The organism is Halobacterium salinarum DSM 3754, from assembly GCF_008124605.1.
Lineage (GTDB): Archaea > Halobacteriota > Halobacteria > Halobacteriales > Halobacteriaceae > Halobacterium > Halobacterium salinarum.
Window position 1 is genome coordinate 1 of sequence record NZ_VRYN01000003.1, and the last position, 19,314, is coordinate 19,314.

The following is a 19,314-nucleotide window of genomic DNA, read 5'->3' on the forward strand; positions in this document are numbered from 1 at the left end:
CGGATCGAAGAGCAGCAAGAGCGGATCGAAGAACTCGAAACACGTCTCCGGAAGTACGAGAATCCACACACTCCACCCAGTAAGCGACGGTCGGGGACCGACGAGTCCCCGACCTCGCAGGACGACGAAGACGACGATGTCCGAACTGATGGTGGTACTCCCGGTCGAAAGGACGGTCACAACCCGGAGTGGCGCTCTCCGCCCGATCCTGATGAAGAAATCGAGGTCACCTCTGACTGTTGTCCCGAGTGTGGCGACCACTTCGACGAGTCGGTGGGCGTCAGCCCCCGACTCGTCGAGGAAGTCCCGGATCCACAGCCACCAGAAGTCACCCAGTACAACCGACACCGCTACCAATGCGACTCCTGTGGAACTGAGACGGTTGCGACTCACCCCGACTGCCCCGATGAGGGGCAGTTCGGGGTGAACGTCATCGCGCAATCTGCCCTGTCACGGTACGATCACCGCCTTCCCTACCGGAAAATCACGGACCGCTTCGAGCAACTTCACGGACTCGAACTCTCAGGTGCATCCGCGTGGCACGCGACCGAGCGCGCTGCGCGCGCCGGTCGCTGTGAGTACGAGCAGATCCGTCGAGAGATTCAGGAGGCTGAAATCGTCCACGTTGACGAAACCGGCATCAAGCGTGACGGTGACCAAGCGTGGATCTGGACGTTTCGGACGGACGAGCATACGCTGTACGCGGTCAGAGAGAGTCGTGGGAGTGATGTTCCCGCGGAAGTCCTTGGCGAGGACTTCGCGGGAACGGTCATCTGTGATGGGTGGACGGCGTATCCAGCGTTCAGCAGTACGCTTCAGCGGTGCTGGGCACATCTTCTCCGGGAGGCTGAAGACGTTGCTAGTGACCACGAGGAGGCAGAACCGGTGTACCGGTATCTCAAGCAGATGTTCGTCGGTCTCCAGTCGTGGCTGGAGACCGACCCAGATCCTCGTGCGAGAGCACAGATGCATCGAGCGTGTCAGGACGGCCTCAGATCGCTCGTTGAGCGGTCAGTGACCGACGAACCAGTGGCAACACTCCTCGGGAAGATCGAAGGTGGACTCGACCACTGGCTCACCTTCGTCGGTGAGCCAGCGGTCTCCCCGACGAACAATGCCGCAGAAAACGCCCTTCGTGAACCTGTTGTTCTCCGGAAAATCATCGGAACACTCCGGAACGACCGTGGCATGTTCGTTCACGAGACGATCTTGTCCCTGCTGGCGACGTGGCGCCAGCAGGGACGCAACCCATACGAGGAACTTACGCGGGTTGTCCACGACAACGAAATGATCTCACGAGAGCAGACTGTGCCGGTTGTTGAGACCTCGGGGTAAACACGTACATCACAACACCTAATCGGACAGCATCCCCACCTGGAGACATGAACGAGCCGGAACTCCAGGCGGTCGTCGATCAGCAGACGCTTGCCGACCGTGTCGCCGCCGGCGACTACCCCGACTGGGTGCGCAGCCACTGGGAGACGTTCTCGGAGAGCGTGACCGGGGACCGCGACGGCACGCCGTTCCCGTGTCACTTCGGGGCCGAATCGGTCGCCAACGGCGAGCCGCTGTACACGGTCGTGCCGTCGCTGACGGATCCCGACGCACTGCTCGGGTTCCGGGACGCGCTGCTTGAGTATCTCGGCGAGTACGGCAGTCGGGACGCCCGCGTCTCGTTCGTGACGTTCTGGAAGCCCCCCGAAGACGAGTTCAGCGAAGCCGACTACCACGAGGCGTTGTGGCACATCCTGAGCGTGCTGCACGTCCACGATCCCGAGCCGTGGCCCGCCGACGTGCCGACCGACACCGACAGCCCCGAGTGGGAGTTCTGCTTCGGGGGGGAGCCGCTGTTCCCGACGTGCCGGGCGCCGTTCTACGCCGCCCACGACCGCTACTCGCGGTACTGTCCGGTCGGCCTCGAAATCACGTTCCAGCCGGCCGGACTGTTCGAGGGGATCACCGCCGACACCGACGCCGGCCAGCGCGCCCGCGCCGCCATCCAGAACCGCATCGAGGAGTACGACGGTCAGTGCCCGCACGCCGACCTCGGGGATCTCGGCGTCGACGGCGACCGCGAGTGGGTGCAGTACCTGTTCCGCGAGGACGACGCCCAGGCCCCCACGGAGTGCCCCGCGACGTTCACGCGCGAACACCCGAAAGCGACCGCTGGCATCGACCCGGTTGTGGGCAGCCAGCCGCCGGCGTCCGGGGATGACTGAGCGGCGCGCCGCGCTCGTGCTCGTGGACTTCCAGCAGGGGTTCGCCGATTCGGCGTGGGGCGACCGCAACAACCCCGACGCGGAGGCACACGCAGAGGAGCTGCTGGCGGCGTGGCGCGACGCCGCCGCCGCCCCGATCGCGCACGTGCGTCACAACTCGACGGAGGCGACGTCGCCGCTCCGGCAGGGCGAGCCAGGGTTCGCGTACACCGACGGGCTTGCGCCCGCGGCCGACGAGCCCGAGTTCGTGAAGTCCGTCAACGGCGCGTTCGTCGACACCGCCCTCGAAGGATGGCTGCGCGACCGCGACATCGGCTCGCTGGTGGTGTGTGGCCTGACCACTGACCACTGCGTCTCGACCACCGTTCGGATGGCCGACAACCGCGGGTTCGACGTGACGCTCGTGCGGGACGCGACGGCGACCCACGACCGCACCCTGGACGGCGAGCGACTGCCCCCCAGCGTAGTGCACCGGACCGCGCTCGCCCACCTCCGCGGCGAGTTCGCCACGCTGGCGACGACCGCCACCGTCCTCGCGGGCCCATAGGCGATCCGCCTACGCCGTTCCGAGCGCGATCGGCACCAACAGCACGCCCATCAGGTGGACGCGCCGCGCGCCGAACACGGGTGGGATCGCCCCCACGGCGGTCGCCGCGCCGAGCAATCCTACGCCCGTTCCGCCGCCGAACAACCACGCTAACACCACCAACAACAGGCACACGCCGGCCGTCAGTCGGCGGTGGTCGACGGCACGCACCGCCCGGAAGTACCGGTCCCCGACAGCCGGAACCATCGCCGCCGTGACGGCGGCCGCGAGCACGACGCTCGCCACCAACACCGGCAGCGTCCGCGGGAGGCGTGCGCGCTCGAAGGCCACGAGCACGCCAGTGTGGGGGTCACCGATCGCGAACAGCGCGAACAACGCGAACACGGTGTTGGCCGTGTTCACCCCCGAGAGCGCCGCGACGAACGCACGGTCACCGCTGTCGTCGCCCGTCAGATCCAGCGCGAACACTGCGGCGATGGCACCCGACACCCCTGGCACGTAGGCGACCGCCGCGCCCGCGAGGCTGCCCGCCACGCCCGGACGCACCACCTCGCGTGGCGGCACCGCGATCCGCGCGTCGGCCTGCTCGGGGATCCCATCCCCCCGGAACGCCGCCAGCAACACGGGCGCACCGAACAACCCCGCGAACAGCGGCGACAACACGTCACCGGTCGGTACGACAGCGTCGGGCTGCATCGGCAGCGCAACGCTGCCCAGTGTGCCGCTGGCAGCCACCGCGAGCACCGCGCCGAACCGCGCGCGTCGGGACTGCTCGCGTGCGACGAGCACCACGACGAGCACGGCGAGCACGACCGGGAGGTGAGCGTACACCACTGGTGCCGCCCGAACCGCCAGCCACGTCGCCGGCACCCCGAATGCGACGGCGACCACGACGGCGGTCGCGCTCCCGAGGGCAGACACCCGCAGCGCCTCCCGGCCGCGACCGCCAAGCACCAGCCGATGGCCGGGCAGCGCGCTCACCGCCAGCGCCGCGTCCGGCACCCCGAGCGCGAGCATCGGGACCACGTCCAGGATGGAATGCGTGACACCCGCCGCCAGCAGCGCCGCACCGACGAGGTGTGGCGGTCCCGGGGCCAGCGGCGCGGCCGCAGCCAGCAGCAACGCCAGCGTGTTCACGTGCACGCCGGGCACCAGCCCCGAACACGTCCCCAGCGCCACGCCGGCCGCGACCGCAGCGAGCACTGCAAGCGCGCCCATCGGCGTCACCAACACGCGCACACCAGCGACATCCATCACGCCCAGCTGCCCGCGCTCCCCGTCTTCAATCTACGCGTGCGCAGCGCCGTGGCTTCCCGAGTGGCACGCGGCTAAAAAACGATGTGATCGTGGCTGTCGGCGCGCGACGCGACCGGGTTACCCGAAGAGGTCGCCCAGGCCTTCGCCGCTGGGCTCCTCGTCGTCGTCGTCGCCAGCGTCCTCGGCCTCGGCGGCCTCGTCAGCGTCAGCTTCCTCGTCGTCGTCGCCGTCGTCGGCGGCTGCCTCGTCGTCGCTGCCGGACGCCGCAGGTGCGGCGGCAGGCGCGGCGGCGGCCTCTTCGACGGCTTCCTCGATGTCGACGTCCTCCAGCGCGGCCACGAGGGCCTTCGCGCGGGATTCCTCGACGTCGACGCCGGCGGCCTCCAGGACGCCGGTGATGTTGTCTTCGGTCAGCTCTTCGTCAGCCTCGTTCAGGATGAGTGCTGCGTAGACGTATTCCATTGTTATTATCCGAACATCTCCCCGAGGCCCTCGGCGCCAGCGTTCCCGTCGTCGTCGTCATCGTCGTCGGAATCGTCGGCGTCGTCAGCCTCGGACGCTTGTGTTTCGTCGCTCTGTTCGTCCGCAGTGGTGTCCGCTTCGCCGCCGGCAGGCGCCGCAGGCGCGTCGACGTCCTGCAGTTCCTCCGGGAGGGCGTCCTCGTCGTCGATCTGCGCGGCGAGCGCCCGCACCTGGGCGTCGGCCTTGCTCACGAGATCGTCCGCGAGGTCCGGACTCTCGACGCTGGCCTGCAGGCCGAGGCTCTTCGCCTCGCCGCGGCCCTTCGCGATGAGGTCCGGTGCGGTCCGCTCGGTCGGGTACGCCGCGTTGACCGAGAGGTTGCGCGCCGACGCCGCCGCGGACTGGATGTCCGCGCGGTACTCGTCGACGTCGATCTCCAGCTCCTCGGGCGTGAACAGCACGCCCTCGGAGAACACGCCGCGCAGGTCCAGGCCGACCTCCTTGGGCTCGATGCCGAGCTCCGAGAGGACGTTGGAGACGTCGTCGGAGACCGTCTCACCTTCCTCGGTGACGACGGAGTCATCGAGCACCTGGATGGAGCCCTCCTGGATGCGCGCGTTCGCGCCGATGGTCTGCAGTTCGCCGACGAACGGCCCCGGGTCGATGCCCGTGTCGCCTTCCGGCACGACGATGTCGTTGGGCGCGACCTCGCCGGCGTTGATCGGGGCCGGCGTCTTCGAGTTCTCAAGCTGCTGGTAGAGCCCGAAGGGGTTGTCGTTGGTCGCGACCAGGCCGACTTCGCCCTCGACGTACTCGGTGAGCGTGTCGAGGCCGTCTCCGGCTTCTTCGAGCGCGCGAACCAACAGGGTGTTCCGGCTCATGCGCAGCGCCGCCTGCCCGTGCAGGCCGCGGCGCATGTCCTGGAGCTGCTTGCTCGGGATGCCCGTGACGTTCACCACGCCGACGCTGTCGTACGTCTCCAGGAGGTCGACGAGTTCGGCGACCTCTTGTCGCTTCCACTCGGGAACCTCCTCGGTGGTGCGTTGTTCTTCGGCGGACATCCTAGGCAACCTCCACGGCAGGCCCCATCGTTGTCTTCACGTAGACGGAGTCCACGTTCAGCGGGCCTTTTTCGAGGTTCGCGTGCAGCCGACGCATGATGACGTCGATGTTGCTGGCGATGTCCTCGGCGGACATGTCCTCCGCGCCGACGCGCGTGTGGAACGTGCGGCGGTCGCGGCTGCGGATCTGCACGGTGTTTTTCATGCGGTTGACTGTGTCGACGACGTCGTCGTCGGGCTGGAGCGGGGTCGGCATTTTCCCGCGCGGACCAAGCACTTGACCGAGCGCACCCGCGATGTCCTGCATCATGGGTGCTTCCGCCACGAAGAAGTCCGTCTCGTCTGCGAGATCCTTCGCGGCGTCGGTGTCGTCTGCGAGGTCGCTGAGGTCGTCCTCGTCGAGGACGTCGTCAGCGACGTCGTCCGCGCGAACCGCGGTTTCGCCGTCTGCGAAAACCACGATCTGCGTCTCCTGTCCGGTGCCCGACGGCAGCACGACGCCCTCGTCGACTCGTTGCGACGGGTCGTTGAGGTCGAGGTCGCGCAGGTTGACTGCGAGGTCTACCGTCTCACGGAAGTTCCGCTGTGGGGCATCCTCAAGTGCGCGAGCTACGGCCTCTTCTATATCGTTGTCTGCCATCTTTCACCTCCGTAGTGGGTGACCCTCTGAAGGTCGGATCTCCTACGGGTCAGTGAAACAGGCGAAGCCTGTCTCGGTTCTACAGACGGTGATCCCGGGCTTAAAAGCGTCGAAGCGAAGCAAGCGTGGGAGCGCGACCCGCGGACACACGCCGCTATCGAGTACGCGAACCGAACGGCGCAGAAACTCCTCGGGCGGCGTTACGCGGCCGCGAGTTCGTCGCCGAGCACGTCGTCGTAGTCGCCGTCGTCGACGCGCTCGTTGAACGTGCGGGCGTCCTCGCCTTCGATGGTGACGCCGAGGGACGCACACGTCCCCGCGACCTCTTTGGCGGCGTTCCGCGCGTCGTACGCCAGGAGGTCGGGTTTCTTCTGCTCGGCGATGGTTTTGAGCTGTTCGATGGAGAGGTCCGCGACGAAGTTCTCCTGGGGCTCTCCGGAGCCCGTGTCGAAGCCAGCTTCGTCTTTCACCAGCGCGGCCGTCGGCGGAACACCGACTTCGATGGAGAACGAGCCGTCGTCCTCGTATTCGATGGTGACCGGGACCTCCGTCCCGTCGAACGCTTCGGTCTGGTCGTTGATCTCCTGGACGACCGCCTGTACGTCGACCGGCGTGGGACCGAGCTCGGGACCGAGGGGCGGGCCAGGGTCGGCCTGCCCACCGGCAACGAGCACTTCGATCGTCTCAGCCATACTCCGAGAAACCGCCGCCGCGGGTTTAACCCTTGTCTTTCGAGCGGGGCGCCGCCGCGGATCGAATCGCTCACGGCATGTGGACGCCGTGGCGCGTGAGGAACTCGGTGACCTCTTTGATCACGACCGGACTCCCGATGATGCGGACGATCTCCGCGTCGGTCGGCCGGAACACTGAGACCATGAACTCGGCTTCGAGGTCCGCCTCGATGTCCTCCAGCGTCCCCACTGGGAGCACGATCTGCGTGCTGTCGCGGTACGCAGCAGGGTCACCCATCACTATGCGATGGCTTCACTCGGCGTATTAACGTGTCGAAACGATCCCACCGGACTGCGGAGGAAAGCGCTTTTCGGCGCTTGCTGTCTACGGGCACGTGATGGGGCTCGAGGAGGACATCGAATCGCTCGAAGAAGAAATCGCGAACACGCCGTACAACAAGTCGACAGAAGCCCACATCGGCCGCTTGAAGGCGAAGCTCGCGGAGCAAAAGGAGAAGCTCGAAGCCCAGCAGTCCGGCAGCGGCGGTGGCGGCGGGTACGCAGTCGAACAGCACGGCGACGCGACCGTGGCCCTGGTTGGATTCCCCAGCGTGGGGAAGTCGTCGCTGATCAACGCGATGACCAACGCCGACAGCGAGGTCGGCGCCTACGAGTTCACCACCCTCAACGTGAACCCGGGGATGTTGGAGTACCGCGGCGCGAACATCCAACTCCTGGACGTGCCGGGGCTCATCGAGGGTGCGGCGGGGGGACGCGGCGGCGGGAAAGAGATCCTCTCGGTGATCCGTGGGGCGGATCTGGTGATCTTCGTGCTGTCGGCGTTCGAGATCGAGCAGTACGACCGCCTCGCCGAGGAGCTGTACAACGTCAACATCCGGGTCGACGCCGAGCCACCGTCGGTGACCGTGCGCCGGAAAGGCAAGGATGGCATCGACGTGAACACGTCCGGGGAGCTGGAGTTGGACAGCGACACGGTCAAGGGAATCCTGCGCGAGCGCGGGTTCATCAACGCCAACGTGACGATCCGTGGCAACCCGTCTGTCGACCGGCTGATCGACGGGGTGATGGACAACCGCGTCTACATGCCGTCGCTGGTCACCGTCAACAAGGTCGACCTCATCGAGCCGTCGTACGCGGGGACAATGAAGGACGCCCTCCGCGATCACGGCGTCAGCCCCGACGACGCGATCTTCATTTCGGCCGCCGAGGAGAAGGGATTGGACGTGCTGAAAGAGCGGATGTGGCGGGCGCTCGGGCTCATCCGGATCTACATGGACAAGCCGGGGCGGGGCGTCGACCGCGAGGAGCCGCTCATCATCCGGCGCGGCGAGACCGTGGACGACGCCGTGCAGAAGCTGGGCGGCACCCTCGACGAGCGGTTCCGATTCGCGCGGGTCACCGGGCCGTCGGCCCAACACGACGACCAGCAGGTGGGCCGCGATCACGTCCTCGAAGACGAGGACGTCCTGCGCGTGGTTGCGCGGCGCTAGCCGATGCCGACGGCGCGCCGCCGGGTGGTGGCGGTGGCGCTGGCCGCGGGAGTGGTGCCGTGGGTCATCGTCGACTGGTCGAACGGCGCCTATCCGCTGTTTTCCGTGGGGTTCGTGTATCCGGAATCGATGACGGTCGTCGGGCTGCCGACGTACCTGCGGTCGGTCGGAACGGTCCCGCCGGCGCTCCGGGCGTGGCCGACCGCGGTCGCGCTGTGGGGTGGACTGGCGTGTGACCGCCGGCGTGCTCGCGTTCGCCGGTGGCAGCGTCGTGTCGCTTGCAGCGGCGGTCACGGCACAGCCGTCGTTGACCGGGGTTCCGGTGGGCGCGGGCGCGCTCTGGCTGGCCGCGGGCTACGTGGTGGTGGTCGGCCGCGGCCGGTGACCGTGTCGGGTTCGACGCGTTTTTTGTCGCGCCACGCCTGCCCACTGACATGACCGCGTTCACGCTCGATCACGTGATGATGCGTGTCGGTGACCTCGATGCGTCCCTGGACTGGTACGGCGACCACATGGGCTACGTCGAGCACGCACGCTGGGAGGCCGACACGTTCACCAACGTCTACATCGGCCCCGAAGACCCCGCCGACGACGCGGCGCTGCTGGAGCTGACGTACAACCACGACACGGCCGACTACGACAACGGCGACGCGTTCGGACACATCGCGGTGCGCGTCGACGACGTCAGCGACGCCTACGAGGAGCTGCTGGCTGGTGGCGTCGCGGACTACCGCGATCCCGAGTCCTGTGGTGGCAGCTACGCGTTCGTGAAAGACCCCGACGGCCACGAGATCGAACTCGTGGCGGGCGACGCCGGTCAGCGCTGGAGCATCGACCACACGATGGTGCGGGTCGCCGACGCCACCCAGCACCTCGGGTTCTGGACGCGCGTCTTCGGGTACGAGCACACGGGCCGCTGGGAGGCCGACAGCTTCGCGAACTACTTCATGAAGCCGCCGGCGGCCAGCGACGCCGCGATGGCGGTGGAGTTGACGTACAACTACGACGACCGCACGTACACGTTCGGCGACGGGTGGGGGCACCTCGCGGTGCGCGCCGACTCCCTCCAGGACGACTGGGCGACGCTGCTGGAGCGGGAGACGGCTGACTACCGGGACCCGGCGTCCTGCGACATGAACTACGCGTTCACGAAGACGCCCGACGGCCACGAGATCGAAGTGTTGAACCCCGAGTCGTCGCCGATGGATCGGTCGGCGTAACGGGCCGGCGCGGCGACCCCGGGTATTTTTGTTGGCTGGCTGCTCCACGCACAAATATGGGCGCACCGCGGACTGTGAGCCGCCGGCTGAGGACACGCCGCCAGGGGTGGGTGTGATGTACGCGACACCCATCGGGTACGCCGACACCCGCTTCGAGACAGCCGCGGACGCCCCGCGACAGGGCGTCGAGACGCCGTACGCGGCGAACGTACAGGTGTACGAGTCGTTTCGCGGGGGGCTTGTGGGTTTGGAACCCGACGACCGGGTGGTGGTTGTGTGGTGGGCCGACGACGCCGACCGGGACGTGTTGGCGGTCCGGGACGGCGATCGGGGCGTGTTCACCACGCGGTCGCCGGCCCGCCCCAACCCGGTGTGTATCACGCCGTGTGAGTTGCTGGCCGTCGACGCCGCGGACGGAACACTCGCAATCCGGGGGGTGGATATGGCGCACGGCTCGCCGGTCCTGGATCTGAAGCCGGCGCTGGACTGACCTACAGCGCGTCCGCCGGCGCGCCCGCGAGCTCGCGGAGCGCGTCGCGCTCGACGTGGTGCAGCGACCCCGGAACGACGAGCAGATGCAGGGGGCTGCCGAAGTCCGCGTCCGCGAGCGCACCCAGGCGGTCGGCCCGCACCGTCGCGTCCGGCGCCCCGGCGCGCGCGACCACGACCCCGAGGGCGTCCGCGTCCCAGTTGGTCGCGAGCAGGTCGGCCGCCTGGCTGGCGGTCATGTAGGCGTCCCCGTCGACACGGAGGTGATCGACCTTGATGTCGAGGTAGACCAGCGTGTGCAGGCCGCGCTCGCGGTTGGCCTCGATGGTGTCGGTGACCGATCCGGGAACGCCGTCGGCCCCGTGCGCCCACGGGAACGGCAGCGTCGTGGCCTTGCCGAAGCGGTAGTTCTGGAGGCCGGTGAGGCCTGCCGCGGCGGACGCGGCGGTCGGCGCGTGGATCACTCGCGTGTCGATGCCGCGGTCCGCGGCGCGCATCCGGAGGTCGACGTGTGTCGTCGAGATCATCGTGTCGCCGGCCGTGAGGAACACGGCGTCGCCGTCGGCGGCGGCGTCCAGGATCGGCTCGGGGTGTTGTTCGACGCCCGCGCGGTCCCGGCGCTCGATGGTGGTGTCGTGGTGGGCTTCGAGGGCGGCGACATCGGTGCCGATCAGCCGGCTGGTGTAGAACTCGGCGAACACGCGGTCGGCCGCCGCGATGGCGTCGCGGCCGGCGACGGTGACCGACGCCTCGTCGTAGAGGCCGAGCCCGACGAACGTGAGCATGCCCCGAGTTGGGCGGGCGGCGTCGTATGGGTTTCGAGTCGCCGCGAGAACGACACCGGTAAGCATCGCGCTTGCCGACGTGGCACCATGGCAGTGCCCTGCGTTCGCGTGCCCGTCGACGACGGTGAAGCAACCCGACAGCGGCTCGCGGACGCCGACCTGATCGACGACACGCACGCCATCGCGGCCGCGGATGGCGCGCTGCACATCCCCGTCACGGACGCCGCCGCCGTGCCGGACGCGCTGTCGGTGGTGTCGTTCGACGCGCCGCCCCGGCGGACGCAGACGACGCCCGCGGACATCCTGGGGTTCGACCCGTCGTACGCGCGCCTCGGCGACATCGTCATCGTCGACGAGGACGACAGCGACCGCGCGCACGCCATCGCGGACGCGGTCGTGGAGTCCGACATCCCCGTCGAGGCGGTGTTGAACCGCGCCTCGAAGATCAAAGGCGAGCAGCGCGTCCGGGAGTGGGACGTGATCGCGGGGGACTCCACGGAGACGGTCCACCGCGAGTACGGCCACGCCTTCGCACTGGACGTGGCGGCGGTGTACTTCTCGCCGCGGCTGGCGACCGAACGCCACCGCGTCGTCGAGCAGGTCACCGCCGGCGAGCACGTCTTCGACATGTTCGCCGGCGTCGGCCCGTACGCGGTGCCGATGGCGTCGGCGGGCGCGAGGGTGGTTGCGACGGACGTCAACGAGACCGCCATCGACTACCTCCAAGCGAACGCCGCGCGCAACGGCGTCGACGACCGCGTCACGGGGGTTGCCGGCGACGTGCGCGAGGTCGCCGGCGAGTACACCGGCTGGGCGGACCGCATCGTGATGAACCTGCCACACACTGCCGACGAGTTCCTCGAGACGGCGGTGGCGCTGGCCGGCGACGAGTGCACGCTGCATTTCTACGACATCCAACACGAGGACGGCCGGTTCGACGCCGGGGAGGCCGCGATCCGCGCGGCAGCCCAGCCGGCGTACGACGTGACTGTGGCGACCCGCCACACGGTGCGGTCGTACGCCCCCCACGAGTTCAACGTGGTGCTTGACGTGTCGCTGTCGCGGCGGTGATTCGCAAGCCTTATTTCTCGGATGCGGCTACCAACGAGTGCGACGAGTGGTCGTCACGCGACGGTGTGTCGCAGCGCGCCGGTGTAGCTCAGCGGTAGAGCGATTCCTTCGTAAGGAATAGGCCGAGGGTTCAAATCCCTCCACCGGCTTCAGGAAGTCCGCGGTCGGATCCTTCTGCATCACTGAAACGACAGCGATGCGTCGGGGCTGGGCTGTGCCGGCTCCGAGACGGTTATGCCGTCCGAACGCGAACCGGTGGGTATGCCAACGGGGGAGATACTGGTGTCGTGTTCGTGTGGGTTCGAAGCGGCGTTCGATCGGCTCCGGGACGCCCGGGGAGTGCTCGCAGCCAACGAGGACGCCGGCCACGACGCCGAGTGGGAGATCCAACGGCTCGCAAGCGGGGTCGAGGAGGCCGGTGCGGACGCCGGCGTGTGTGGTGATCCCACGCCGCCGGCGTCACCGCTGTACCGCAGTGACCTGTGACCGTGTCGGCGTACGGAGCGGTGCGAGGGGGCTGGCGGCGACTGCGCGCCGACTACGCCTCGCCGAAGGCGGCGCGGGTCTGGCGGTGCCGGAAGCGAAACATGCCCCAGAGCACGGGGGGTGCACCGACAGCGCCTAAGCCGCCAAGCGGCGGCTCGTATGCGACGCGATCCCGGAGCACCGTCTGGTCGCCGTCGGCGTAAAACGAGTGGGTGTGCTCCCACTCGGGAAACGGACCGTTCTCCATGGTGTCGACGAAGTACGCGTGGTCGTCTTCGGTCGCGCGCTCGGTGATGACGGACGTCCAGGTCTGCCTGGGGCCGACGCCGAACGGCTCGACGGCCATGTTTATGCGCGTCCCCGCCACGAGTTCGTCGCCGTCGCGCTGTCCCTGTGGCCACACCACGTCCTCGACAGTGAGGTTCGCCCACTCGGGCGTCAGCGCCAGCAACCCGTCGACGGTGGAGTGAAACGCCCACACGGACTCCAGGGGCGCGTCCACTCGCAGATCGCGCTTGAACGTCTGCATACGTCCGCTACGCACCAGGCGCGCAAAACTTCAGGGGGTTCGGGACCCGCAGGTTGTGCCGTGATAGCACACGCGTCCCGCAGGAACGATTATGAGGGATGGCCGCGATCCTGCTGGCATGCCTTCGGAGCGCGCGGCTGCGGTCACGCCGTTCGCCGCGATGGATGTCCTCGAACGCGCCGCCGACCGTGCGGACGTGATCCACATGGAAGTGGGCGAACCCGACTTCGCACCCCCAGCCGCGGCCACCGAGGCAGCAGTCGACGCGCTGCGCGCCGGCGACGACGATTACACGACCTCGCGCGGCAGGCGGTCGCTTCGTGACGCGATCAGCGGCTACTACGCCGCCGAATACGGCGTTTCGGTCCCGGCCGAGCGCATCGTCGTCACGCCAGGCTCCTCGCCGGCGCTCCTGACCGTGCTGTTGGCCACTGTCGACCCCGGCTCGGCGGTCGTTCTCAGTGACCCACATTACGCCTGCTACCCGAACTTCGTGCGGCTCGCCGACGGGGTCGTGCGCACCGTTGGTCTCGCGCCCGACGCCGGCTTCCAGCCCGCCGTCAGTGACTACGACGCGGCGATCGGCGATGACACCGCCGCCATGCTCCTGAACTCCCCCGGCAACCCCACCGGAGCCGTGATCGACGGGGAGAGCCTGTCGGCGCTCGTGGCCCTCGCCGACCGCACCGACACCGCCGTCGTCTCCGACGAGATCTACCACGGGCTGGCGTTCGACGCCGCCGCGCACTCGGTGCTGGAGTACACCGACGACGCGTTCGTGATCGACGGCGTCTCCAAGCGCTACGGCATGACGGGGTGGCGGCTGGGCTGGGTGGTGTGCCCGCGCCGGTACGTCGATACGATCAACGCGATCGCCCAAAACACACTCATCTGCGCGCCGTCGTTCGTTCAGGCCGGCGCTGAGGCGGCCATCCGACACGGGACCGACTGGCTCGACGGCGTGCGGGCCGACTACCGGACGCGCCGCGACATCCTGTGTGCTGCCGCCGAGCGCTGGGGGTTCGACCCCGGATACACGCCGGCGGGCGCGTACTACATGCTGTTGGATGTGTCGCGGCTGGGTGCTGCGCCCGCTGTTGCCGACGCGCTCCTCGAAACCGCGGGCGTCGCGGTGACGCCCGGCCCGGATTTCGGTGCGAACGCAACCGAGTACGTGCGGGCGTCGTTTGCAGTGAGTACCGACGCTGTGCGCGAAGCCGTCGCTCGCATCGATGCTGTGCTCGCCAGCGCCACGACGCTCACTTGAGGCGTTCCTGGAGGAACGAGGGGTGGGCGGCCGTGACGCCGTCGATAGCCAAAACCTCGTCGCTGATCACGTCACCGAGCGCATCCCCGTCGGCGGCCCGTACCTCCGCCATCAGCATGTGATCGCCACTCGAAGAGTACAACGCCTGCACGGAGTCGAGTTCCTGGAGTGTGCGGGTCGCCTCCACGTACTGCTCGGAGGCCACGTCGATCCCGACCATCGCGATGCTTTGCCCGGACAGCTTCTTGGGGTCGACGTCGGCGGAGTAGCCGACGATGACGCCGTCCGATTCGAGTTGGTCGATGTATTTGCGGACGGTCGGCTTGGAGACGTCCGCACGCTCCGCGATGGCCGCATACGACGCTTGCGCGTCCTCTTCGAGCGCGGCGAGGATTCGCTCTTCTGTCGATTCAGTGCTCACGTCAGGATATTTGGTTCGTGTGAAAAAATATCTTCCGAATCGTCAACCGACAGCGGAACGACACGGAACCACCGTTGGAGCGGCGCTACCGCCAACACTGCGACACGTAGCCGACAATCAAAACGACCCGGTGTCGTTACTTGTGGCGGTCGATGACGTCGAACGAGCGCTCCCACTCGTAGTCGTCGTCGAAGTACCGCTTTGCAACCGGTTCCTCGGGCATGTCCCCGCGGGACTGCTTTTCGGCCTGATACGACGGCCGCTGCTCGTCCTGGTAGTACCGGCCGGTCAGCACGGTCCCGTCGTAGAGGGCTTCCTCGGTCTCGGTCATCAGCTCCTGTGCCTCCCGCCGGTCCGTGACGTCGAAGTCGTACTCGTCGGACTCCTGGACGTCCACGTACGGGACGTACTGCTTGGCGTCCTTGTTCCAGGTCGGACACTGCGTCAGGAAGTCCACGTGCGCGAAGCCGTCGTGCTGGATGGCTTCCACGAGGATGTCCTTTGCCTGGTTGGGGTTCACGGCCGCGGTTCGCGCCACGTACGACGCCCCCGAGGTCATGCTCAGCGAGAGCGGTCGGATCGGGGACTTCGCGGAGCCGTGGGGCTGGGTCTTGGACTTGTGGCCCTTCGGGCTCGTCGGCGATGTCTGGCCCTTCGTCAGGCCGAACACTTCGTTGTTGAACACGATGTACGTGATGTCGTGGTTCTCCCGGGCGGTGTGCATGAAGTGGTTGCCGCCGATCCCGTAGCCGTCGCCGTCACCGCCGGCGGCCACGACCTCCAGGTCGTGGTTGGCCAGCTTCGCGGCGCGGGCCACGGGCAGGGAGCGCCCGTGGATCGTGTGGAAGCCGTAGCTGTCGAAGTAGCTGTTGAGCTTCCCGGAACAGCCGATCCCGGTCGCAAGCAGTATCTCCTCGGGGTCCTTGCCGAGCTCCGCCATCGCCCCTTTCAGGGCCTTCAGGACACCGAAGTCACCACAGCCAGGACACCACGTCGGCTGCGGTTCGACGCCGGGCGTGAACGCGTCCCGGTCGACCTCGCGGTCCTCATCAATCGCGCTGAATGCCTTACTCATTATCAGTCACCTGCTGCGGGTTCGAGTGTGGTCTGGGCGGCCGGCTCCGCGCCGTCGCCGGCCTGTTCGATCTCAACGGCCTCGACGATCTCCGCGGGCTCGAACGGGTTGCCGTTGTATTTCAGGAGACTCGACAGCTTCCCGCCGATGTCTCCGACCTCCTTCTGGATGAGGCCACGGAACTGCTTGGTGGAGGACATCTCCACGACGATGGCTTCGTCGACGCTGTCGACGAACGCCCGCGTCTCCGCGACGGGGAACGGCGCGAGGTCGCTGATCCCCAACGCCTTCACGCTGTTGCCGTCGTCGTTCAGCCGGTGGACCGCTTCCTCGACGGTGCCCTCCTGGCTGCCCCACGCGATGAGGCCGATGTCGGCGTCCTCGTCGCCGTAGTGGGTCTGCTGGTCGCGCTCGTCGAGGTCGTCGCGGATCGCCGCCAGCTTCTGGAGGCGGCGCTCGACCTGCGCCACGCGGTTGTCGGTGTCCTCGCTGATGTGGCCGTTCGGCCAGTGCTCGTTGCCGGAGGCGAGATACCGACCGCCGGACTGCCCCGGGATCGTCCGGGGGCTGACGCCGTCCTCGACGTCGTGCTGGTAGCGGTGGTACTTCCCCGTCGGGTCGTGTGGCGCGTCGGGGATCTGGTCCTCGGAGAGCGTCGTCCCGAGGTCCGCCGCCGGCTCGCGGTCGAAGAACGACGCGTCGACGTTCCGGTACTCCCCGGAGAGCTTCTGATCGTACAGCAGGATCACGGGGATCTGGTAGTCGTACGCGATCTCGAACGCCGTGCGGGTCTGCTCGTAACACTCCTTGGGGTCTTTGGGGCCGAACGCAACGCGGTGGCTGTCCCCCTGGCTGGTGTACAGCACGTGCTCCAGGTCGGCCTGCTCGGGCTTCGTCGGCATGCCCGTGGACGGCCCGGCGCGCTGGGCTTCCAGCAACACCAGGGGCGTCTCGGTCATCTCCGCGAGGCCCAGGGGCTCGCTCATCAACGCGAACCCGCCGCCGGAGGAGCCGGACATCGCCTTCGCGCCGGCGTGGCTTGCACCCACCGCCATCGCCGCCGCCGCGATCTCGTCTTCGACCTGCTCGGAGACCCCGCCCATGTCGGGCAACAGCTGGGTCATGATCGTGAACGCGTCCGTCCACGGCGTCATCGGATACCCGGAGATGAACCGGCAGCCGGCGTCGATCGCGCCGTACGCGATCGCGTGGCTCCCGGACATGAGCACTTGTGGCTCGTCGTGGCTCCCGGTCGGCACCGATAGGTCGTGGGTGTGCTCCATTTCCGACACCTGCTCGTAGGCGTCGCGGAGCACCGTGAGGTTCTGTTCGAGGATGTCGCCGCCCATGGCGTCGCTCATCAGGTCCTCGATGTGGTCGAGGTCCATGTCGATGAGCGCCGCGGTGGCGCCGACGCCCGCGGTGTTGCGCATGACCTCGCGGCCGTGTTCCTTGGCGAGCCCGCGCAGGTCAAGCGGGTAGAGATGCCAGTCGTTGGCGTCGGCCTGCTGTTCGAGGTCGCCGACGTCCTCGTCGTCGAGCAGCCCCTCGTCGTAGATGATGACGCCGCCCGCGCGCAGGTCGTCGAGGTTCTCAGTGAGCGGCTTCACTTCCTCGTCGCCGTAGACGGCCTCCTCGCTCGGGTTGCGGGCGAACGAGTCGCCGAGCGCGAGCAGGAAGTTGTAGCCGTCACCGCGGGAGGTTACGGTACCGTCCCGCGCCCGGATCTCCACGTACGTGTGGCCGCCGCGGATCCGCGACGGGTAGTGGCGGTGCGTGAAGACGTCGAGGCCCGAGCGCATCAGCGCTTTGGCGAAATTCTGGCTTGTCGAGTCGATCCCGTCTCCGGAACCCCCTGCGATTCGCCAGATGAGTTCGTCGTCAGTCATAATCTGGTCTGGCCCAGCCGTGGACCAATATGGCATCGTACGCGTGGTCGCCACTAAATCGTTTGCCATCCATTATCACAGAAAAATGATGAAAGACCGCCCGAGGGCGACCGCAGGGACGCGACCACACCCCCGCGGCGTTATCGGTCGATGCCGCCCTGCTCGGAGATCTGGAGGATGTTTCGCATGTTGAGATATACGTGTTGGGCGTCCACGTCGGCGTCGTCATCGTAGATGTCACTGACTCGATGGACGAGCGCGGCGATGCGCTCGGCCTCCGTCGACTGGTCGCCGTCCTCGTCGCGCAGGTCGTCGGCGACGCTGCGGAGCACGGCGCGCTTCTCGGCGTCGTCGGGATCGGTCATTCGCCAACCCCCCGTCGCTGCACGAGCCCGAGCATGTCCGCGGTCTCCGCGGCGAACGTGCGGAACGACGCTCCCGTCTCGTTGTCGGGGTCGAGTGCAACGGGTTGGCCGTTGTCGCCGCCAGCGCGCACGCTGGGGTCGAGCGGGATCGACCCCAAGAACGGGAGTTCGTTGGCGGTGGCGAACTCCTCGCCGCCGCCCGCGCCGAAGATGTCGTGGGTCCCGCCGCAGTCCGGGCAGACGAACGACGACATGTTCTCGACGACGCCCAACACGGTGGTGTCGTGGCGGCCGAACATGCGCAGTCCCTTCCGGGCGTCGTCGACGGCCACGTCCTCGGGCGTGGTGACGACGACCGAGCCGGTCAGCGGCAGCGTCTGTAACAGCGTGAGCTGGGTGTCCCCGGTTCCCGGCGGGAGATCGACGACGAGGTAGTCCAGATACCCCCACTCGACGTCCTCGATGAGCTGCGTGAGAACCTTATGGACCATGGGGCCGCGCCAGATCACGGGGTCGTCCTCGCCCACCATGAACGCCATGCTCATGAGCTTCATGCCGTGTTTCTCCGGGGGCACGATGGTCTCGGTTTCGGTGGCCTGTGGGTGGTCGTCGGCGTCGACCATGCGGGGCACGTTGGGGCCGTAGATGTCAGCGTCGAAGAGGCCGACGCGGGCACCGCGGTCGGACAGCGCCGCGGCGAGGTTGACCGCGACCGTGGACTTGCCGACGCCACCTTTGCCGGAGGCGACCGCAACGACGTTCTTGACGCCGGGCAGCACCTCGGTCTCGGAGCGGTCGGGGATCGCCGCGGTGAGATCCGTTTCCAGCCCCTCGGCCTCAAGTGTTTCTCGCACGTGTGCGGCGATCTCGGTCTCGGCGGGGGAGTACGGGGCCCCGAGCGCCAGCGAGATGGTGACGGTGCCGTCGTCGACCGAGAGATCGTTGACCAGCCCCAGGGAGACGATGTCGTCGCCGAGCGCCGGGTCCGTGACAGACGCAAGCAGCTCCATGACGTCGTCGTCGTTCATGCATCGGCGTAGGGGTGGGGCGTCCGATAAGGGTTGTGTCAGCGACGATCCCGGACGATCACCGGTGGCGTGCTGTCGGCACACACGACCCGCATGAGTGGGAGACACGCACCCACGATCGCGGATCGGCGCTTCGTAGTGTTTAAGTGGTGTGGCCGATTGTCCACGAGTGCAGTCACTGTAGGGGCCCAGGCCCCGAGTCCGAGAGGGCGAAGATACACTCGAAAGCCTGTCGTGGTAGCCTAGCCTGGTCAAGGCGCAGGGTTGCTAACTCTGTGGCGTAAGCCTCCGGGGTTCAAATCCCCGCCACGACGCCTTTCA

At 67.7% G+C, this 19,314-nt stretch carries 23 protein-coding genes and 2 tRNA genes; 12 read left to right on the plus strand and 13 right to left on the minus strand.

Translation table 11 applies throughout. The features are described from left to right. The 3 genes from APQ99_RS07960 to APQ99_RS07970 all read left to right on the plus strand — a co-directional run. Positions 1-1,335: IS66-like element ISH10B family transposase (locus tag APQ99_RS07960; protein ID WP_148889168.1), on the plus strand; the 1,335-nt coding region annotated here is incomplete at its 5' end. 47 nt (positions 1,336-1,382) lie between these two features. Beyond that, positions 1,383-2,219, plus strand: coding sequence for a YqcI/YcgG family protein (locus tag APQ99_RS07965; RefSeq protein ID WP_136361393.1), 837 nt, complete (start codon positions 1,383-1,385; stop codon positions 2,217-2,219). After that, positions 2,212-2,766 carry a cysteine hydrolase family protein gene (locus APQ99_RS07970; RefSeq protein ID WP_136361394.1) on the plus strand — a complete coding sequence of 185 codons (555 nt, stop codon included), beginning with the start codon at positions 2,212-2,214 and terminating at the stop codon, positions 2,764-2,766. Before APQ99_RS07965 ends, APQ99_RS07970 begins: the two co-directional genes overlap by 8 nt. 9 nt (positions 2,767-2,775) lie before the next feature. Here the strand turns inward: APQ99_RS07970 and APQ99_RS07975 are convergent, their stop codons facing one another. From APQ99_RS07975 to APQ99_RS08000, 6 genes are all read right to left on the minus strand, one after another. Continuing rightward, positions 2,776-4,020 (minus strand): tripartite tricarboxylate transporter permease, encoded by a 1,245-nt coding sequence (locus tag APQ99_RS07975; protein ID WP_136361395.1) that lies wholly within the window; start codon positions 4,018-4,020, stop codon positions 2,776-2,778. A 120-nt stretch (positions 4,021-4,140) separates the two neighbouring features. Further along, positions 4,141-4,485 carry a 50S ribosomal protein P1 gene (gene rpl12p / locus APQ99_RS07980; protein ID WP_010902793.1) on the minus strand — a complete coding sequence of 115 codons (345 nt, stop codon included), beginning with the start codon at positions 4,483-4,485 and terminating at the stop codon, positions 4,141-4,143. Positions 4,486-4,490: 5 nt separating this feature from the next. Continuing rightward, on the minus strand, positions 4,491-5,546 hold the full coding sequence (locus APQ99_RS07985; RefSeq protein WP_136361396.1) for a 50S ribosomal protein L10: 1,056 nt from the start codon (positions 5,544-5,546) through the stop codon (positions 4,491-4,493). Between the two features lies 1 nt (position 5,547). Beyond that, entirely contained in the window at positions 5,548-6,186 is a 639-nt protein-coding gene (locus APQ99_RS07990) for a 50S ribosomal protein L1 (RefSeq protein ID WP_010902795.1), read from the minus strand. Between the two features lie 200 nt (positions 6,187-6,386). Next, positions 6,387-6,878 carry a 50S ribosomal protein L11 gene (locus APQ99_RS07995; RefSeq protein WP_010902796.1) on the minus strand — a complete coding sequence of 164 codons (492 nt, stop codon included), beginning with the start codon at positions 6,876-6,878 and terminating at the stop codon, positions 6,387-6,389. Between the two features lie 70 nt (positions 6,879-6,948). Continuing rightward, entirely contained in the window at positions 6,949-7,155 is a 207-nt protein-coding gene (locus APQ99_RS08000) for a VNG_1110C family protein (RefSeq protein ID WP_136361397.1), read from the minus strand. A gap of 100 nt (positions 7,156-7,255) precedes the next feature. On the opposite strand from APQ99_RS08000, the gene APQ99_RS08005 reads away from it, so the two are divergent. The 4 genes from APQ99_RS08005 to APQ99_RS08020 all read left to right on the plus strand — a co-directional run bounded on the left by APQ99_RS08005 (position 7,256) and on the right by APQ99_RS08020 (position 10,078). After that, positions 7,256-8,368: an OBG GTPase family GTP-binding protein gene (locus APQ99_RS08005; protein WP_010902798.1), complete on the plus strand. Its 1,113-nt coding sequence runs from the start codon at positions 7,256-7,258 to the stop codon at positions 8,366-8,368. A 232-nt stretch (positions 8,369-8,600) separates the two neighbouring features. After that, positions 8,601-8,753, plus strand: a complete 153-nt coding sequence (locus APQ99_RS12840) for a hypothetical protein (protein ID WP_249040712.1) — start codon at positions 8,601-8,603, stop codon at positions 8,751-8,753. A gap of 49 nt (positions 8,754-8,802) precedes the next feature. Continuing rightward, on the plus strand, positions 8,803-9,588 hold the full coding sequence (locus APQ99_RS08015; protein ID WP_010902800.1) for a VOC family protein: 786 nt from the start codon (positions 8,803-8,805) through the stop codon (positions 9,586-9,588). Positions 9,589-9,703: 115 nt separating this feature from the next. Continuing rightward, positions 9,704-10,078: a TrmO family methyltransferase domain-containing protein gene (locus APQ99_RS08020; RefSeq protein WP_010902801.1), complete on the plus strand. Its 375-nt coding sequence runs from the start codon at positions 9,704-9,706 to the stop codon at positions 10,076-10,078. Between the two features lies 1 nt (position 10,079). Here APQ99_RS08020 and dph5 read toward each other — a convergent pair whose 3' ends face one another. Beyond that, a complete protein-coding gene (gene dph5, locus APQ99_RS08025; RefSeq protein ID WP_136361398.1) occupies positions 10,080-10,862 on the minus strand; it encodes a diphthine synthase in 783 nt (260 codons plus the stop codon). An 87-nt stretch (positions 10,863-10,949) separates the two neighbouring features. Here dph5 and APQ99_RS08030 point away from each other — a divergent pair, with 87 nt between their 5' ends. The 3 genes from APQ99_RS08030 to APQ99_RS08040 all read left to right on the plus strand — a co-directional run bounded on the left by APQ99_RS08030 (position 10,950) and on the right by APQ99_RS08040 (position 12,419). Continuing rightward, entirely contained in the window at positions 10,950-11,933 is a 984-nt protein-coding gene (locus APQ99_RS08030) for a class I SAM-dependent methyltransferase (protein WP_136361399.1), read from the plus strand. A 77-nt stretch (positions 11,934-12,010) separates the two neighbouring features. After that, positions 12,011-12,082 (plus strand) — tRNA-Thr (locus APQ99_RS08035). Positions 12,083-12,194: 112 nt separating this feature from the next. Next, a complete protein-coding gene (locus APQ99_RS08040; protein WP_244288986.1) occupies positions 12,195-12,419 on the plus strand; it encodes a DUF7542 family protein in 225 nt (74 codons plus the stop codon). 52 nt (positions 12,420-12,471) lie between these two features. On the opposite strand, the gene APQ99_RS08045 is transcribed toward APQ99_RS08040, so the two are convergent. Then, positions 12,472-12,948, minus strand: a complete 477-nt coding sequence (locus APQ99_RS08045; protein ID WP_136361401.1) for an SRPBCC family protein — start codon at positions 12,946-12,948, stop codon at positions 12,472-12,474. Positions 12,949-13,066: 118 nt separating this feature from the next. Between APQ99_RS08045 and APQ99_RS08050 the strand changes: the two genes are divergently transcribed. Next, entirely contained in the window at positions 13,067-14,215 is a 1,149-nt protein-coding gene (locus APQ99_RS08050; protein ID WP_227970932.1) for a pyridoxal phosphate-dependent aminotransferase, read from the plus strand. On the opposite strand, the gene lrpA1 is transcribed toward APQ99_RS08050, so the two are convergent. The 5 genes from lrpA1 to APQ99_RS08075 form a co-directional block, all read right to left on the minus strand. Next, positions 14,208-14,636: an HTH-type transcriptional regulator LrpA1 gene (lrpA1, locus tag APQ99_RS08055; protein WP_010902807.1), complete on the minus strand. Its 429-nt coding sequence runs from the start codon at positions 14,634-14,636 to the stop codon at positions 14,208-14,210. The two genes, APQ99_RS08050 and lrpA1, sit on opposite strands and share 8 nt — an antisense overlap. Before the next feature lie 136 nt (positions 14,637-14,772). Further along, positions 14,773-15,711: a thiamine pyrophosphate-dependent enzyme gene (locus tag APQ99_RS08060; RefSeq protein WP_010902808.1), complete on the minus strand. Its 939-nt coding sequence runs from the start codon at positions 15,709-15,711 to the stop codon at positions 14,773-14,775. Between the two features lie 2 nt (positions 15,712-15,713). After that, complete coding sequence (locus APQ99_RS08065; RefSeq protein WP_012289282.1) at positions 15,714-17,600, minus strand: 2-oxoacid:acceptor oxidoreductase subunit alpha; 1,887 nt, start codon at positions 17,598-17,600, stop codon at positions 15,714-15,716. Between the two features lie 140 nt (positions 17,601-17,740). Continuing rightward, positions 17,741-17,965: a hypothetical protein gene (locus APQ99_RS08070; RefSeq protein ID WP_010902810.1), complete on the minus strand. Its 225-nt coding sequence runs from the start codon at positions 17,963-17,965 to the stop codon at positions 17,741-17,743. Beyond that, the gene (locus APQ99_RS08075) at positions 17,962-18,993 is read right to left on the minus strand and encodes an Mrp/NBP35 family ATP-binding protein (protein ID WP_010902811.1); all 1,032 of its coding nucleotides are present in this window, start codon (positions 18,991-18,993) and stop codon (positions 17,962-17,964) included. The genes APQ99_RS08070 and APQ99_RS08075 overlap by 4 nt, the downstream gene beginning before the upstream one ends. Positions 18,994-19,224: 231 nt before the next feature. Between APQ99_RS08075 and APQ99_RS08080 the strand changes: the two genes are divergently transcribed. Continuing rightward, positions 19,225-19,307, plus strand: a tRNA-Ser gene (locus APQ99_RS08080). The last annotated feature ends 7 nt before the right edge of the window (positions 19,308-19,314 follow it).